The 15,522-nt window shown below is 71.5% G+C and carries 16 protein-coding genes; 9 read left to right on the top strand and 7 right to left on the bottom strand.

The window, feature by feature from the left end; translation table 11 throughout:
- Positions 1-8: 8 nt before the first annotated feature.
- The gene (gene dapC, locus HC031_RS07405) at positions 9-1,085 is read right to left on the bottom strand and encodes a succinyldiaminopimelate transaminase (protein ID WP_205862425.1); all 1,077 of its coding nucleotides are present in this window, start codon (positions 1,083-1,085) and stop codon (positions 9-11) included.
- 29 nt (positions 1,086-1,114) lie between these two features.
- Entirely contained in the window at positions 1,115-1,441 is a 327-nt protein-coding gene (gene fdxA / locus HC031_RS07400) for a ferredoxin (RefSeq protein WP_167924398.1), read from the bottom strand.
- 85 nt (positions 1,442-1,526) lie between these two features.
- Between fdxA and HC031_RS07395 the strand changes: the two genes are divergently transcribed.
- Positions 1,527-2,480: a GNAT family N-acetyltransferase gene (locus HC031_RS07395; RefSeq protein ID WP_167924397.1), complete on the top strand. Its 954-nt coding sequence runs from the start codon at positions 1,527-1,529 to the stop codon at positions 2,478-2,480.
- Positions 2,481-2,543: 63 nt separating this feature from the next.
- On the opposite strand, the gene HC031_RS07390 is transcribed toward HC031_RS07395, so the two are convergent.
- The 3 genes from HC031_RS07390 to mshB all read right to left on the bottom strand — a co-directional run bounded on the left by HC031_RS07390 (position 2,544) and on the right by mshB (position 4,427).
- Entirely contained in the window at positions 2,544-2,960 is a 417-nt protein-coding gene (locus HC031_RS07390) for a hypothetical protein (protein ID WP_167924396.1), read from the bottom strand.
- Positions 2,961-3,108: 148 nt separating this feature from the next.
- On the bottom strand, positions 3,109-3,561 hold the full coding sequence (locus tag HC031_RS07385; protein WP_167924395.1) for a hypothetical protein: 453 nt from the start codon (positions 3,559-3,561) through the stop codon (positions 3,109-3,111).
- A gap of 2 nt (positions 3,562-3,563) precedes the next feature.
- On the bottom strand, positions 3,564-4,427 hold the full coding sequence (gene mshB / locus HC031_RS07380) for an N-acetyl-1-D-myo-inositol-2-amino-2-deoxy-alpha-D-glucopyranoside deacetylase (RefSeq protein ID WP_240942238.1): 864 nt from the start codon (positions 4,425-4,427) through the stop codon (positions 3,564-3,566).
- A gap of 112 nt (positions 4,428-4,539) precedes the next feature.
- On the opposite strand from mshB, the gene HC031_RS07375 reads away from it, so the two are divergent.
- From HC031_RS07375 to HC031_RS07345, 7 genes are all read left to right on the top strand, one after another.
- Positions 4,540-6,645: a prolyl oligopeptidase family serine peptidase gene (locus HC031_RS07375; protein ID WP_167924393.1), complete on the top strand. Its 2,106-nt coding sequence runs from the start codon at positions 4,540-4,542 to the stop codon at positions 6,643-6,645.
- A 7-nt stretch (positions 6,646-6,652) separates the two neighbouring features.
- Entirely contained in the window at positions 6,653-6,958 is a 306-nt protein-coding gene (locus tag HC031_RS07370; RefSeq protein ID WP_167924392.1) for a 4a-hydroxytetrahydrobiopterin dehydratase, read from the top strand.
- 71 nt (positions 6,959-7,029) lie between these two features.
- Positions 7,030-8,466, top strand: a complete 1,437-nt coding sequence (locus HC031_RS07365) for a TldD/PmbA family protein (RefSeq protein ID WP_167924391.1) — start codon at positions 7,030-7,032, stop codon at positions 8,464-8,466.
- A complete protein-coding gene (locus tag HC031_RS07360; RefSeq protein ID WP_167924390.1) occupies positions 8,463-9,857 on the top strand; it encodes a TldD/PmbA family protein in 1,395 nt (464 codons plus the stop codon). The genes HC031_RS07365 and HC031_RS07360 overlap by 4 nt, the downstream gene beginning before the upstream one ends.
- A gap of 372 nt (positions 9,858-10,229) precedes the next feature.
- Positions 10,230-11,036 (top strand): hypothetical protein, encoded by an 807-nt coding sequence (locus tag HC031_RS07355; RefSeq protein ID WP_167924389.1) that lies wholly within the window; start codon positions 10,230-10,232, stop codon positions 11,034-11,036.
- Positions 11,037-11,044: 8 nt separating this feature from the next.
- A complete protein-coding gene (locus HC031_RS07350; protein ID WP_167924388.1) occupies positions 11,045-12,949 on the top strand; it encodes a fumarate reductase/succinate dehydrogenase flavoprotein subunit in 1,905 nt (634 codons plus the stop codon).
- Positions 12,949-14,025, top strand: a complete 1,077-nt coding sequence (locus HC031_RS07345; RefSeq protein WP_167924387.1) for a succinate dehydrogenase/fumarate reductase iron-sulfur subunit — start codon at positions 12,949-12,951, stop codon at positions 14,023-14,025. The genes HC031_RS07350 and HC031_RS07345 overlap by 1 nt, the downstream gene beginning before the upstream one ends.
- A gap of 15 nt (positions 14,026-14,040) precedes the next feature.
- On the opposite strand, the gene HC031_RS07340 is transcribed toward HC031_RS07345, so the two are convergent.
- Positions 14,041-14,535 carry a DUF1990 family protein gene (locus HC031_RS07340; protein WP_167924386.1) on the bottom strand — a complete coding sequence of 165 codons (495 nt, stop codon included), beginning with the start codon at positions 14,533-14,535 and terminating at the stop codon, positions 14,041-14,043.
- A gap of 45 nt (positions 14,536-14,580) precedes the next feature.
- Positions 14,581-15,015 carry a (deoxy)nucleoside triphosphate pyrophosphohydrolase gene (locus HC031_RS07335; protein ID WP_338090519.1) on the bottom strand — a complete coding sequence of 145 codons (435 nt, stop codon included), beginning with the start codon at positions 15,013-15,015 and terminating at the stop codon, positions 14,581-14,583.
- 184 nt (positions 15,016-15,199) lie between these two features.
- On the opposite strand from HC031_RS07335, the gene HC031_RS07330 reads away from it, so the two are divergent.
- On the top strand, positions 15,200-15,508 hold the full coding sequence (locus HC031_RS07330; RefSeq protein ID WP_167924385.1) for a 4a-hydroxytetrahydrobiopterin dehydratase: 309 nt from the start codon (positions 15,200-15,202) through the stop codon (positions 15,506-15,508).
- Positions 15,509-15,522: the final 14 nt, after the last annotated feature.

Below are 15,522 nucleotides of genomic sequence, written 5' to 3'. Positions count from 1 at the left end.
ACGGCCGGTCACCGGCTGAGCCGCGCGACCGCCGCGTCCACCCGCTCGTCGGAGGCGGTCAGCGCGATCCGGACGTGGCGTGCCCCGGCCGGCCCGTAGAACTCGCCGGGCGCGGCGAGAATGCCCCGGTCGGCGAGCCAGTCCACGGTGTCCCAGCCGTCCTCGCCACGGGTGCACCACAGGTAGAGGCCGGCCTCGGAGTGGTCGATGGTGAAACCGGCCGCCGTCAACGCCTCCCGCAGCCTGGTCCGCCGCCGCGCGTACCGCTCGCGCTGCTCGGCCACGTGCGACTCGTCGCCCAGCGCCGCGACCATCGCCGCCTGCACCGGCGTCGGCACGATCATGCCGGCGTGCTTGCGCACCGCCAGCACCTCACGTACGAGGGCCGGGTCGCCGGCCACGAAGCCGGCGCGGTAGCCGGCGAGGTTGGAGCGTTTCGACAGCGAGTGCACGGCCAGCACGCCGGACAGGTCGTCGCCGCACACCGACAGGACGGAGACCGGTTCGGCCTCCCACGGCAGCGGCAGGTAGCACTCGTCGCTGGCCACGACCGCGCCGCGCTCGCGCGCCCAGTCGACGACCTTGCGCAGGTGCTCGGCGGGCAGCACCCGGCCGGTGGGGTTGGCCGGCGAGTTGACCCAGACGAGCTTCACCCGCGCCGGCCCGACCGCGAGCAGCGAGTCCGAGCGCACGACGGTCGCACCGGCGAGCCGGGCGCCGACCTCGTACGTCGGGTAGCACACCGACGGGATCACGACGACGTCGCCGGGCCCGATGCCGAGCAGCGTCGGCAGCCAGGCCACCAGCTCCTTGGAGCCGATCGTCGGGAGCACGTCGAACTCGCCGGTGGCCCCGCACGACCGCGACACCCAGTCGGAGATCGCGGCGCGTAGCTGCGGGGTGCCGGCGGTCAGCGGGTAGCCGGGGGCGTCGGACGCCCCGGTCAGCGCCGCGCGTACGAGCGGCGCCACCGGGTCGACCGGGGTGCCCACGGACAGGTCGACCAGTCCGTCGGGGTGCTTGGCGGCCAGCGCCTTGGCCGGCTCCAGCCGGTCCCACGGGAAGTCGGGCAGCCGGGCGGACAGACCCGGCTGCGCGACCGTTGACTCCGGTGTCAGTGCTCGCCCCCGCGCGGTGGCTGGGCGGCGACAAAGGGCGCGTCCTTGCTGATCTTGCCTACCTTGGAGGCCCCACCGGGCGAACCGAGGTCCTCGAAGAACTCGTAGTTCGCGCCCGTGTACTCCTTCCACTGGTCCGGCACGTCATCCTCGTAGAAGATCGCCTCGACCGGGCAGACCGGCTCGCAGGCGCCGCAGTCGACGCACTCGTCCGGGTGGATGTAGAGCATCCTGTTGCCCTCGTAGATGCAGTCGACCGGGCACTCCTCGATGCACGCCTTGTCGAGCACATCGACGCACGGCTCGGCGATTATGTAGGTCACGGCTCATCCCTCCGCACTGAACGCCGCACCGGCCCCCGGACGCGGCCCGTACGAGCCTAGTATCCCGCCCGGGAGGTGGTCGATCGTGCTAGGGCCACACGATGTCGGGCATCGTGTCGTGGTGCGGCGCCGGGTGGGAGTTCGAGCCGATCGTCCGGTCTTTTCCGATATTTTGGGCGAACTCGTCGACCTCACCGAGAGGGATCTCACAGTCCGCACCGTGGAACGGGTCGTGCGCGTGCCCCGCGCCGAGATCACCCACGCGAAACGGGTACCCGACCGGCGGCGCCCGACCGCGACGGAGACCCTCGAGCGCGTCGCCGCCGCCGGCTGGCCGGCGCCCGAGCAGGCCCGCCTCGGCGAGTGGCTGCTGCGGGCCGCCTCCGGTTGGACGGCGCGCGGCAACTCGGCCCTGCCGCTCGGCGACCCGGGTCGTACGCTGCGCGCCGCCGTCGACGCCGTCGAGACGTGGTACGCCGACCGGGGCCTCCCGCCGAAGATCACCGTGCCCGACCCGGTCGGCGGCCGGATCACCGTCGAGGTGACCGACCGGGGCTGGACACCGGCGCCCCCGACGCTCGTACAGACGGCGGCGCTGGCCGACGTGACGGCGGCTGCGGGCGCCGAGATCGAGGTACGCCTGGACGCCGCGCCGCCGGACGCCTGGCTCGCGGCGGTGGCCGGCTACAAGGGCACGCTGCCGGACGCCGCGCGCCGGATCATCACCGGCGTGCCACTGGCGCGCTACGCCGGCATCTACGCCCCGGACGGCAGCCCGATCGCGGTCGGCCGTGGAGTCATCGCCGACGGGCACCCGGAGTGGCTGGGCCTCTCCCTGGTGACGGTGGACCCGGCGCACCGCCGCCGTGGCCTGGGCCGGGCGGTCGTGGCGTCGCTCGCCCGGTGGGCGGCCGGGGCCGGCGCCACCCGCGCCTACCTGCAGGTGGAGGAGCGCAACACGGCGGCCGTCGCGATGTACGCGCCGCTCGGCTTCCGCACGCACCACGCGTACGTGACCTGGACCGCACCGCCCGCCTAGCCCGCGATCTTGGACACTTAGCGGTGCCATGGGCCCGCCAGGTGTCCAAGATCGGCGGAGAGATCAGCGACGGACCACCCGGCGCGGCCGCGCCCGCAACTGCTCCGCGTACCGCTTCCACGACTGGGACTTGTAGTCCTGCCCCAGCGCCGTCACGACGAGGAACCCGAGCACCGCGCCGGCGATCGCCACCGCCAGGAAGAACACGATCTGGTTGATGAAGAAGTCGACGCCGTCACGTACCGGCGTCGACCCCGCCAGCAGCGGACCGACCAGCACCGACAGCACGCAACCGGCCAGGGCGCCGAGCGCCAGGTCGCCGGCCACCCGCGACATCGGGTGCGGCCGGGCCCACCAGAACGCGGCCACCGCCATCACGACGGCGACCACGACCAGCGCCCCCAACCCGATCCGTGTCGTGAACCGGTCGTCGTGGCCGGCGAACAGCCGCGCCGTCCAGCGGGCAATCACGTTTGTCACAAAAAGCGCGCCAGCGAGAATGCCGGCCGGCAACCATCGTCGCGTCACCGGATGCCTCCCGTACCGAGGTGGCCGCTCGGCCACGTACGGGAGGATGGCGCACCGGGCCGGACGGAGTCCAGCGGAAGATCCTGGGAATTTGCCGTGACTACCCTGGACGCCGGATCGACCGGATGACCAGCCAGTACGCCGCCACGGCGAACGACGTCGGCCCGACGATCAACGTCGCCACCGCGACCCAGTTGTTAGCGGCCAGCACGAGGTCACCCTCGTGGGTCTTGCCGGCGGCGACCAGCATGACGGCCGTGTAGACGGCGAACGGCGCCAGTATCGCGAGGACCTTGCCGGTCACCGCCCGGGTGAACCACGCCAGCGCCGCGTTGCCGACGACCGCCAGCACCAGCGCGACCGGCATCCGCACGTAGTGCGCGTGCCCGCCGCTGGTCCAGGTCCAGGCCAGCGGCGTGAGGAACGCCTCCCAGAGCGCCGACATGGCCGCGAGCCCCACGGCGATCACCCCGCCGACCCAGGCCAGCCACCCACCGCCGGCGCCCGATGACGGGGCGGTCGGCGCACCCACCGGCACGTGCGCGTCGGTCATGGTCATGCGCCCGCGGGGCTGGTCATGGCCACGTCGAGGCCGGCGAACAGGTCTTCCTCCCAGCCGTTCGGGCCGTTGCCGGGCCCCTTCTCCCCCATCGCGAGCCGGTAGTGCTCGACGCCCAGGGACTGGCCGGTGGGGTCGCCGGCGAGCGAGTACAGCCAGGACGTGGGCGGGATCTGGGTGGCGTGCACGCGGATGGCGGCCAGCTTCGCCTCGGCGAACTTCTCCGCGTCGATCCGGGCCGCGATCTCGGAGTCGGGACAGCCGAACGGCAGGTCGTCGACGTTGTCGATACCCGCGAACGGGTTGTCGCTGGACCGGGCGAACGCCTCCATCCCGGCCGCGAGCGCGCTGCGCGGCACCGCCGTCCAGTACACCTTGGCCGGCGCGAGATCACCGGCGAGCTGATGCGCCCGCATCGCCACCCGGTGCGCCTGGATGTGGTCGGGGTGGCCGTACAGGCCGTTCGGGTCGTAGGTGACCAGGACCTGCGGGCGCACCTCACGGATGACGTCGAGCAGCAGGCCGGCTGCGACATCGAGATCCGCCTGCCAGAACGCGCGCGGGTGGTCGTTGGTGGGCAGCCCCATCATCCCGGAGTCGCGGAAGCGGCCGGCGCCGCCGAGGAAGCGGTGGTCGGTCACCCCGAGGGCCGCGCACGCGGCGTCCAGTTCGGCGATGCGGTACCCGCCGAGCTGGTCGGCCGCACCGGCGGCCAGCCCCGTGAGCTCGGGGACGTGGATCTCGCCCTCCTCGCCGAGAGTGCAGGTGACGAGCGTGACGTGCGCCCCCGCGGCGGCGTACCGGGCCATCGTCGCCCCCGTGCCGATCGTCTCGTCGTCCGGATGGGCGTGTACCAACATGATCCGCTGGGCGGCGGTGATCTCCCCGGCTGCACTCACGCGTGCAACTGTACGCACCGCGTGACACCCCACCCGCATGACAACCCGCTGACCGGCGAGGGAACATTTGCGGGTGGATTACCCGGAGCTGGCAGCACGTACCCGTCGATTCACCTACGGCGCACCGCGGGCGGTGGCAGTCACCCCCAACGGCGCGCACGTCGTCTTCCTGCGATCGTCCGGGCCGGAGGATCCGGCCGACCAACTGTGGGTGTTCGACGTCGCCACCGGACAGGAGCGCCTGGTGGCCGACCCGGCGCGGCTGCTGGCGGGGACTGCGGACCTACCCGCCGCCGAGCGCGCGCTGCGCGAGCGGCTGCGGCTGTCGGCCAGCGGCATCGGCTCGTACGCCACCGCCCCGACCGGAGCGTCCGCGGTCTTCGCGCTCGCCGGCCGGCTCTTCCACACCGACCTCGCCGCGGGCGACGTACGGGAGATCCCGTCCGCGGGCGCGGTCGTCGACCCCCGCATCGACCCGACCGGCCAGCGCATCGCGTACGTCTCCTCGGGGGCGCTGCACGTGGTCGACCTGGACGGCAACGACCAGGTACTCGCGGCCGAGGACGGGGTGACCTGGGGGCTCGCCGAGTTCATCGCGGCCGAGGAGTTCCACCGCTTCCGCGGGTACTGGTGGTCGCCGGACGGCCGGGCGGTGCTGGCCGCCCGCGTCGACGAGGCCCGGGTGCCGCGCTGGCACCTGCACGACCCCGCCAACCCCGAGCAGCCGTCGACGACCGTGGCGTACCCGCACGCCGGCGGCCGCAACGCCGAGGTCACCCTGCACCTGCTCGACCTCGACGGCGGCTGGGTCGACGTGCACTGGGACCGGGAGACCTACCCGTACCTGGTCAACGTCTCGTGGAGCGAGAGCGGCGGCCCGCTGATCACCGTGCTGCGCCGGCTCCAGCAGCACGGCCTGGTGCTGTCGGTCGACCCGCGTACCGGGGAGACCCAGGTCCACGCCGAGCTCGCCGACCCGCGCTGGGTCGAGCCGGTACCCGGTACGCCGGCGCACCTGCCCGACGGCCGGGTGCTGGTCGGCGGGGAGCTTGCCCACGACGGCTACGACGCCCGGTGCCTGTTCGCCGACGGCAGCCTCATCACCCCGCCCAACCTGTACGTGCGGCGCGTCAGCGGGCGCATAGACAACGACCTGATCATCGAGGCGACCGACGGCGACCCCAGCGAGCAGCACATCTTCCGGGTCCGCACGACGGCCGGCGGCTCCGGGGTCGACGCGCGCCGGGTCACCACGGCCGCCGGCTGGTACATCGCGCACGCCGCCCGGGAGACCCTGCTCATCGGCGAGCTGTCGCTGGAGCACGCCGGCACGCGGTACCGCGTGTACCGGCGCGACGAGCCGGTCGGTGAGCTGAGATCGATGGCGGCCACCCCGCCGTACACGCCCCGCCCGGTCCTGCAGCGGGTCACCGACCGGCAGCTACCCACGGGTGTGCTGTACCCGCGCAACCACGTGGCCGGCCGCCGGCTGCCGGTACTGGTGGACATCTACGGCGGGCCCGGCCACCAGGAGGTGGTGGCCGTACGGTCGCGCTGGGTCGAGCGCCAGTGGTGGGCCGACGCCGGCTTCGCGGTGGTGGTCATCGACAACCGGGGTACGCCCGGCGTGTCGCCCAGCTTCGACAAGGCGATCCACCGGCGCTTCGCCGACGTGATCCTCGCCGACCAGGTGGACGCCTTGACCGGGCTGGCCGACAAGCACCCCGACCTGGATCTGTCGCGGGTGACGATTCGCGGCTGGTCGTTCGGCGGCTACCTGTCGGCGCTGGCCGTCCTGCGCCGGCCGGACGTCTACCACTGCGCGGTCGCCGGCGCCCCGGTCACCGACTGGACGCTGTACGACACCGCGTACACCGAGCGCTACCTGGGCCTGCCCGACGACGGCGGCGACGTGTACGTCCACAACTCGCTGCTCGAGATCGCGGCCGAACCGCCGATCGAACCGGGCGACGCGCGGCCGATGCTGCTCATCCACGGGATGGTCGACGACAACGTGGTGGCGGCGCACACGCTGCGGCTGTCGGGGGCGCTGCTGGCGGCCGGGCGGCCGCACTCGATGATCCCGTTGACCGGCGCGACCCACATGGCGGCCGGCGGCCTGAGCGAGCGCCTGCTACGCCTGGAGCTGGATTTCATCCGCCGCTCGCTGCCGTCATGATGGGGCCATGGCAGACCTGCTCTCCGCAGACGAGGTGACCAGCGCCCTGGCCGACCTGGACGGCTGGTCCGGCGACACCAGCGCGATCAGCCGTACCCTCACCGCGCCCAGCTTCCCCGCCGCGATCCGGCTCGTGGTCGAGGTGGCGGAGGCCGCCGAGGACGCCGACCACCACCCGGACATCGACATCCGCTGGCGGACGGTGACGTTCACGCTGAGCACCCACTCGGAGGGCGGCGTGACGGGCAAGGACATCTCGCTCGCCCGCCGCATCGACGAGCTGGCGGAGGCGCACGCCGCGACCAATCCATGATCACGGAAACTTTTCCATGCCGGATCACGGAAAAGTTTCCGTGATCATGGAGCGGGCATATGGTCGAAGTCATGACCCACTTCGACGCAGCGACCGCGGCGGTGGAGGCGGCGCTCGCCGCCGGCGCACGGTACGCCGACGCACGGGTGATGCACCGACGCCACGAGTCGATGAACGCCCGCAACGGCGAGATTGAGGAGCTCAGCCAGGACGAGGACGCCGGCATCGGGGTCCGCGCGCTGGTCGGCTCCAGCTGGGGATTCTTCGCCGTACCCGACCTGACCGACGCCGCCGCGCGTACGGCCGGGGCCACCGCCACCGCCATCGCCAAAGCCAGCACCGGGGCCCCGGGGCCCGCGGTCGATCTCGTCTCCGTGACCGCCAGCGTCGACTCGTGGGCCAGCGCCTGCGAGATCGACCCGCTCGGCGTGGCCCTGTCCGACAAGGGTGACCTGCTGGCCGAGGCGACGGCCGAGTCCCACCAGCACGGCGCCGACGTGGCGGAGGGGATCTACCAGATCTGGGACACCCGCAAGTGGTTCGTCTCGTCCGAGGGGCACCGCATCGACCAGCACATCCGGGAGTGCGGCGCGGGGATCTCGGCGACGGTGATCGGCGACGGCGAGACCCAGCGCCGGTCGTACCCGTCCTACCGAGGCCAGTACGGCACCCGAGGCTGGGAACTGATCGACGAGATCGACCTGCGCGCCCACGCCGCCCGCATCGCCGACGAGGCGCGGGCGCTGCTCACAGCGCCGCTGTGCCCCCAGGGCGAGACCACGCTGATCCTCGGCGGCGAGCAGTTGGCGCTGCAGATCCACGAATCCGTCGGGCACGCGATCGAGCTCGACCGCATCCTCGGCTGGGAAGCCGCCTTCGCCGGCACCTCCTGGCTGGACCTCGCGCAGCTCGGCAGCATGCGGTACGGGTCCGAGCTGATGAACATCACCATCGACCCGACGATCCCCGGCGCGCTCGGGTCATTCGGCTACGACGACGAGGGCACGCCCGCCGCGCCGCGGCACGCCGTACAGAACGGGACCTGGGTCGGTGTGCTCGCCGGCCGGGACTCCGCGTCCGTCGCCGGACTCGACTACGCCGGCAGCGTACGGGCCGACGGCTGGGCGCGGCTGCCCATGGTGCGGATGACCAACGTGGGTCTCCAGCCCGGGCCGCACACCCTCGAGGAGATCATCGACGCGACCGACGAGGGTGTGTTCATGGACATCAACCGCTCCTGGTCGATCGACGACAAGCGGCTGAACTTCCAGTTCGGCTGCGAGGTCGGGTACGAGGTCAAGAAGGGGCGGCTCGGCCGGATGCTGCGCAATCCCACGTACACGGGCATCGGGCCGCAGTTCTGGCAGTCGATGGACATGCTCTCGTCGGAGATCGTCGCCTGGGGCACGCCCAACTGCGGCAAGGGCCAGCCCGGTCAGGTCGGCCACACCGGCCACCCGGCGGCGCCGGCGCGGTTCGCCAACGTACGGGTGGGGGTGCGCGGATGACCACTCATGTGGAGACGCAGCTGGATGTCGCCGGCGAGGTACTCGACCTGGTGCGCGCGGTGTCCGGGGCCGACGCCGAGGCGGAGGTGCTGGTCACGCGCCAGGAGCTGGCGCTGACCCGGTTCGCCAACTCGTACATCCACCAGAACGTGGCCGACACGGTCACGAGCGTGCGGCTGCGGCTGCACCTGGACGGGCGTACCGCCGTCGGGTCCAGCACCCAGCTCGGGGACGGCCTGCGCGCGCTGGTCGAGCGGACCGCCGCCGCGACCCGGCTGAGCCCGCCGGATCCGGGCTGGCCCGGCCTGACCCCGACGGCGCCGGCCGCGACGTCGGGAAACGTCGACGAAGCCACGGTGGCCGCGACGCCCGAGGAGCGGGCCCTGCGGGTACGCGCGTTCATCGACGCGGCGGGCGGCCTGACCACCGCCGGGTACTTCCGGGTCAACTACGTCAGCGCCGCGTTCGCCAACTCGGCCGGCCAGTCGCTGGCCGGCGCGACGACGGAGGCGGCGATGGACGGCATCGCCCGGACCGGCACCTCGGACGGGGTCGCCCGGCTCGCCTCGTACCGGATGGCCGACATCGACGGCGCCGTGCTGGGCGCCCGCGCCGCGGCCAAGGCGCTCGCCAGCCAGGACCCGGTCGAGCTGCCACCCGGTCGCTACGAGGTGGTACTGGAGTCCGACGCGGTGGTGGACCTCCTGCGCAACTTCGCGATGTACGGCTTCAACGGCAAGGCGTACCTGGAGCGCCGCTCGTTCGCCCAGCCGGGCGAGCAGCAGTTCGACCCGGCCGTGACGATCGTCGAGGATGTCACGGCGCCCCGGGCGCTGGGGCTGCCGTTCGACTCGGAGGGCACCCCGAAGCGCCGCCTCGAACTGGTCGCGGCCGGCGTGACCCGCAACGTCGCCCACGATCGGCGTACCGCGGCGCAGGCCGGTACCGAGTCGACCGGCGACGCGTTCCCGGGCGCGCGGGCGATGGGGCCGATCCCGCTCGGGATGACCATGGTGCCGCCGGGGCCGGAGACGCCGGCGGGCGAGGCGGCCGGTCCGGCCGCGGACGCCTCGGTACTCGCGCTGGTCGCCGGGGTGCGGCGGGGCCTGCTGGTGACGGACTTCTGGTACACCCGGGTGCTCGACCCCCGCCCGCTGGTCGTCACCGGCCTGACCCGCAACGGGGTCTGGCTGATCGAGGACGGCGAGATCACGCAGCCGGTGAAGAACTTCCGATTCACGCAGGCGTACCCGCAGGCGCTCGCCCCCGGGGCGGTGCTCGGCGTCGGATCGCACCTGGTCGCGCAGCCGGGTGACTGGGGCAGCGAGTCGTTCGTGGCCCCCGCGGTACGCCTGGCCTCATGGAACTTCACCGGCGGCGCCTCCGGCTGAGGCCTTTCCAGATTCCGCGCAAGGTGTCACACATTGCTGCCTCGACGCGCGAGATGGCAGCAAAATGTGGCACCTTGCGCGGATCTTGCGCATTCGCCGCACCCTAAGAGTGATCTTGCGCACACCCTAGGAGGATTGCTCCGCTCCCCGCTTCCGCAACGGCGTGGCGACGCGCGAGACTGCTTGTCACGTGTTCTCGATCACACTGCCCGGACGTGTCTTCGATCACAGTCGGCGTAACGTGTGCATCGACGCACAGCGGCGGGTAGGCCGGCGATGACCTGCGCAGGACAGCCGTCTTCCCCCGCGTCCCACGGCCAGACCGAAGACGACGAGACGCATCACTCACCCTGTCCAGGGAGCGGAGCAACGATGACGACGACGGCAACGACGCCGGCCGGGGCACGGCCACGCGCCGCGATTGCGGCGAAGACGTTGCGCACAGACCGGTGGTGGCTGGCGCCACTGTTGACCGTGAGCCTGCTCGTACTGTGGGTCGCCTACGCCACGGTGCGCGCCTTCATGCAGAAGTGGTACTTCGTCAGCGACTATCACTACCTCACGCCGTTCTACTCACCGTGCGTGTCGAAGGGCTGCACAGCGGAGGCCGCCGAGTTCGGCCGCTTCCTGCCGGACTGGCCGATCATCCCGTTCGCCGCGGTGACCCTGCCGTTCCTGCTGCTGTTCCGGCTCACCTGCTACTACTACCGCCGGGCCTACTACCGCTCGTTCTGGATGTCGCCGCCGGCCTGCGCGGTGCCCGACGGGCACAGGACGTACTCCGGTGAGACCCGCTTCCCGCTGATCTTCCAGAACGCCCACCGGTACTTCTTCTACGCGGCGGTCCTGATCTCGATCATCAACACCTGGGACGCCATCCGAGCCTTCCACAGCCCGCAGGGCTTCGGGTTCGGCCTCGGCAACCTCGTCCTGCTGGTAAACGTGATCCTGCTGTGGGCGTACACGGTGTCGTGCCACTCCTGCCGGCACATCGTGGGTGGGCGGCTCAAGCACTTCTCCAAGCACCCGCTGCGCTACCGCGCCTGGGGCTTCGTGTCGAAGCTCAACGCCAAGCACATGCAACTGGCGTGGACCACGCTCGGCACGCTGATGGTGACCGACGCGTACGTCATGGCGGTCTCGGCCAACTGGATCTCCGACCTGCGCTTCATCCACTGAGGGACGCAATGACCAACATCGAGCGACACAACTACGACGTCGTCGTGATCGGTGCCGGCGGCGCGGGCCTGCGGGCGGCGATCGAGGCCCGGCTGGCCGGCAAGAAGACGGCGATCATCTCCAAGTCCCTGTTCGGCAAGGCGCACACCGTCATGGCCGAGGGCGGCGCGGCCGCCGCCATGGGCAACGTCAACAGCCGCGACAACTGGATGGTCCACTTCCGCGACACCATGCGGGGCGGCAAGTTCCTCAACAACTTCCGGATGGCCGAGCTGCACGCCAAGGAGGCCCCGGACCGGATCTGGGAGCTGGAGACCTACGGCGCGCTGTTCGACCGCACCAAGGACGGCAAGATCAGCCAGCGCAACTTCGGCGGCCACGAGTACCCGCGCCTGGCGCACGTCGGCGACCGTACCGGTCTGGAGCTGATCCGTACCCTGCAGCAGAAGATCGTCTCGTTGCAGCAGGAGGACTTCGCCGCGACCGGCAACTACGAGTCGCGGATCCGGGTCTTCGCCGAGACCACGATCACCGAGCTGTTCGTCGAGAACGACCGCATCACCGGCTGCTTCGGGTACTACCGGGAGTCCGGCGAGTTCGTGCTGTTCGAGGCGCCGGCGGTCGTGCTCGCCACCGGCGGCATCGGCCGGTCCTTCAAGGTCACCTCGAACTCCTGGGAGTACACCGGCGACGGCCACGCGCTCGCCCTGCGGGCCGGCGCGGCGCTGATCAACATGGAGTTCGTGCAGTTCCACCCGACCGGGATGGTCTGGCCGCCCTCGGTCAAGGGGATCCTCGTGACCGAGTCGGTGCGCGGTGACGGCGGCGTGCTGCGCAACTCGGAGGGCAAGCGGTTCATGTTCGACTACGTCCCGGACGTGTTCCGCAAGCAGTACGCCGAGACCGAGGAGGAGGCCGACCGCTGGTACACCGACCCGGACAACAACCGCCGCCCGCCGGAGCTGCTGCCGCGTGACGAGGTGGCCCGGGCGATCAACGCCGAGGTGAAGGCCGGGCGCGGCTCCCCCGCCGGTGGCGTCTTCCTCGACGTGTCGACCCGGATGCCGGCCGAGGTGATCATCAAGCGGCTGCCGTCGATGCACCACCAGTTCAAGGAGCTGGCCGACGTCGACATCACGAAGCAGCCGATGGAGGTCGGCCCGACCTGCCACTACGTGATGGGCGGGGTCGAGGTCGACCCGGACACGGAGGCGGCCGCGGTGTCCGGGCTCTTCGCCGTCGGTGAGGTCTCCGGCGGCATGCACGGCTCCAACCGGCTCGGTGGCAACTCCCTGTCCGACCTGCTGGTCTTCGGCAAGCGCGCGGGCGAGTACGCGGCGCGCTACGCCGACGAGGCCGCCCGGCCCGTCAAGGTCTCGCCGGCGGCCGTCAACGCCGCCGTGGAGACCGCGCTCGCGCCGCTGGGCCGCGGTGAGGGCGGCGAGAGCCCGTACGCGCTGCAGAGCGAGCTACAGCAGACGATGAACGACCTGGTCGGCATCATCCGGCGCCGGTCGGAGCTGGAGGAGTCGCTCGCCCGGCTCGCCGATCTCAAGGAGCGGATCAAGAAGGTCGGCGTGGGCGGTGGCCGTCGCTACAACCCCGGCTGGCACCTCGCGCTCGACCTGCGCAACATGGTGATCGTCTCGGAGTGCACGGCCAAGGCGGCCCTGGAACGCGAGGAGTCGCGCGGCGGGCACACCCGCGAGGACTTCCCGAAGATGGACCCGAGCTGGCGCCGGGTCAACCTGGTCTGCTCGCTGCGGGGCGAAGACGTCCAGCTCGAGCGCAAGCCGCTGCCGAAGATGCGCCCGGAGCTGATGGAGCTGTTCGACCGGGCCGAGCTTTCGAAGTACCTGACGGACGAGGAGTTGGCGGAGTTCGATGCTCTCGCCGGGAAGGCGGGTGCGTGATGGGCGAGGTTCGCAACTTCCGGGTCTGGCGCGGTGACGCCGACGGCGGTCAGCTCGAGGACTTCCAGGTCGAGGTCAACGACGGTGAGGTCGTGCTCGACATCATCCACCGCCTGCAGGCCACCCAGGCGCCCGACCTCGCGGTCCGCTGGAACTGCAAGGCGGGCAAGTGCGGCTCCTGCTCGATGGAGATCAACGGCAAGCCGCGGCTGGGCTGCATGACGCGGATGTCGACGTTCGAGGCGACCGAGACGGTCACCGTCACCCCGCTGCGCACCTTCCCGGTGATCCGCGACCTGGTCACGGACGTGTCCTTCAACTACCAGAAGGCGCGGGAACTGCCGGCGTTCGCCCCGCCCGCGGGGGTCGCCCCGGGCGAGTACCGGATGCAGCAGGTCGACGTGGAGCGCTCGCAGGAGTTCCGCAAGTGCATCGAGTGTTTCCTCTGCCAGAACGTCTGCCACGTCGTCCGCGACCACGAGGAGAACAAGAAGGCCTTCTCCGGCCCGCGCTTCTTCATCCGGGCCGCTGAGCTGGACATGCACCCGCTCGACGCCCGGACCGACCGCAAGGACCTGGCGGTTGAAGAGCAGGGCATCGGGTACTGCAACATCACGAAATGTTGCACAGAGGTGTGCCCCGAGCACATCAAGATCACGGATAACGCGATCATCCCGATGAAGGAGCGCGCGGTGGACCGCCGGTACGACCCGATTGCATGGCTGGGCTCGAAGATCTTCCATCGGGATCAGCTCGACAGACCTGCGGGACACACGACCACCGGGGTCGCAACAGCCGAACGACCGGCGTCGTCGCGTCAGCCCGACGCGGGCAGCCCCTCGACGCCGGCGGAGCACGCCGCCTCGCACCAGGCCCAGGGCGAGATCAGCATGAACTGGCACCGGGAAGCCCCCGCCGGGCAGGCCGCGCCGGTCGGCTCCGACGGCAGGCTGCCGGTCACCGAGTTCACCGGACAGATGGCGGGCGCGCAGTCGCCGTTCGGCGACGACGTACCGTTGCCGCTGCCGGTCGACGACATCAACTACCAGCACCCGTCGCGGACCGACGAGGGCTGAGCCGATCCACCCGGATCACGTGGCGGCGATGCGCCGCATCGCCGCCACGTAACGGCTCGTCGCCACGTCCTGGACCAGCCAGCCCAGCCGCCCGGCCAGCCGGGTGTACCAGCGGCCCGGCCGACTGAAGGCCCTGATGTCCAGCCACACCTGACCGCCGTCGTCGAGGGACACGACGAACGCCTCCTCGCCGATCTCCGGGTGTCCGGGCAGCGCCCCGTAGCCGAACCCGTACCGGCGTTCTTCGTCGATGACCCACACCACCTGGCACGGCACCCGCAGGAACGCCGCGCGCATCGTCACCCGTACGCCCGGCTCGGGCGGCGGGGTCGAGGCGGGTACCCGCAGGCCCGCGCGCCGTTGCATGTTCCACCCGCGGAGGCCGGCAGCGGCGCGCCGGAACGCCTCGGCGCCGTCGCCCAGCTTGTCGTGTCGCCGCACGTGCCGGTACCCCGGTGGCAGCTCGTCGCCGCGGGTGGCACCGACCTCGGGATAGGTCAGCTCGGTCATGCTGCTGATCGTGCCCTGGCCGGTCGGCCGGTGCCCAACCGGGCGTCAGGTCGCGGCCGGGGTGCTCGTTCCCGCGGCCAGAAGCGGCTGAAGCGCCTGCGCGACCGGTACGTCCGCCGGCATCCACCACACATCGAACAGTTCGTCGGCGGTGAGCCAGCGCATCTCCAGGTGCTCGGTCAGCCGCGGCTCGTCGTCGTCGCGCAGCGACGCCAGGTACACGCGCAGCACGGCCCTGCCACCGCCGAGCGGGACCTCGGGGCCGACGCGGGCGCCCACCGCGACGCGCACCCCCAGCTCCTCACGGCATTCGCGGGCGAGCGCGGTGGCGTCATCCTCACCCGGTTCGACCTTCCCGCCCGGGAACTCCCAGCGACCGGACGCCTCCGGCTGATCCGCGCGGGCGCAGGCGAGTACGCGGTGGCCGGCGACGATGGCCGCGCCCACCACGACCGCCGGAGTGGCCTGTTCGTTATACACGATGGTCAAGAGTGCCAGAAAAATCACCCGTTCGGGCAGGTGAGGTGTCCGATAAGTCACCGGACGGACCGACTGTACGCATGGACACATCAGGTGGTCGCAGGCCAGACTGGCAGGCACCAAATGACAACGAGGAGGCCTCGATTCGGCCACGAGCCGGCAACGAAGCCTGAAAGGCGGCATAATGCGCGCTCGCCGGAGCGGCAATCACGAGGACTACCTGACGGACGCCCTGGGCCTGCTCGACGGGTGGACCCGCGACGGTCGGGAGTTCCGGCGCACGCTCCTGCTCGACGATTCACAGCACGCCGCGCTCGCGGAGCGCATCAAGGTCGTCGCCGACGCGCTGCAGTTGCACCCTCAGGTGCGCCGCCTGGACGGGCACACGCAGATCAAGTTGTGTACGCCGGACGACGGGACGCTCTCCGACGGGGAGGTCACGCTCGCCGCCCGCATCGAGGCGATGTACCAGGCGATCGCCCGGTCCGCCTGACCGCAACCGCCTGA

It is taken from the genome of Planosporangium thailandense, assembly GCF_011947195.1.
In the GTDB taxonomy this organism is placed as follows: Bacteria; Actinomycetota; Actinomycetes; order Mycobacteriales; family Micromonosporaceae; genus Planosporangium; species Planosporangium thailandense.
The sequence above is the reverse complement of the archived record's forward strand: the minus strand, read 5'-3'. Positions and strand labels throughout refer to the sequence as shown.

Excerpts from the sequence above, each read along its gene's own strand:
- HC031_RS07385 (WP_167924395.1), bottom strand. The coding sequence starts at position 3,561 with ATGACCGACGCGCACGTGCCGGTGGGTGCGCCGACCGCCCCGTCATCG.
- mshB (WP_240942238.1), bottom strand. The coding sequence starts at position 4,427 with ATGTTGGTACACGCCCATCCGGACGACGAGACGATCGGCACGGGGGCG.
- HC031_RS07370 (WP_167924392.1), top strand. The coding sequence starts at position 6,653 with ATGGCAGACCTGCTCTCCGCAGACGAGGTGACCAGCGCCCTGGCCGAC.
- HC031_RS07365 (WP_167924391.1), top strand. The coding sequence starts at position 7,030 with ATGACCCACTTCGACGCAGCGACCGCGGCGGTGGAGGCGGCGCTCGCC.
- HC031_RS07360 (WP_167924390.1), top strand. The coding sequence starts at position 8,463 with ATGACCACTCATGTGGAGACGCAGCTGGATGTCGCCGGCGAGGTACTC.
- HC031_RS07355 (WP_167924389.1), top strand. The coding sequence starts at position 10,230 with ATGACGACGACGGCAACGACGCCGGCCGGGGCACGGCCACGCGCCGCG.
- HC031_RS07350 (WP_167924388.1), top strand. The coding sequence starts at position 11,045 with ATGACCAACATCGAGCGACACAACTACGACGTCGTCGTGATCGGTGCC.
- HC031_RS07345 (WP_167924387.1), top strand. The coding sequence starts at position 12,949 with ATGGGCGAGGTTCGCAACTTCCGGGTCTGGCGCGGTGACGCCGACGGC.
- HC031_RS07340 (WP_167924386.1), bottom strand. The coding sequence starts at position 14,535 with ATGACCGAGCTGACCTATCCCGAGGTCGGTGCCACCCGCGGCGACGAG.
- HC031_RS07330 (WP_167924385.1), top strand. The coding sequence starts at position 15,200 with ATGCGCGCTCGCCGGAGCGGCAATCACGAGGACTACCTGACGGACGCC.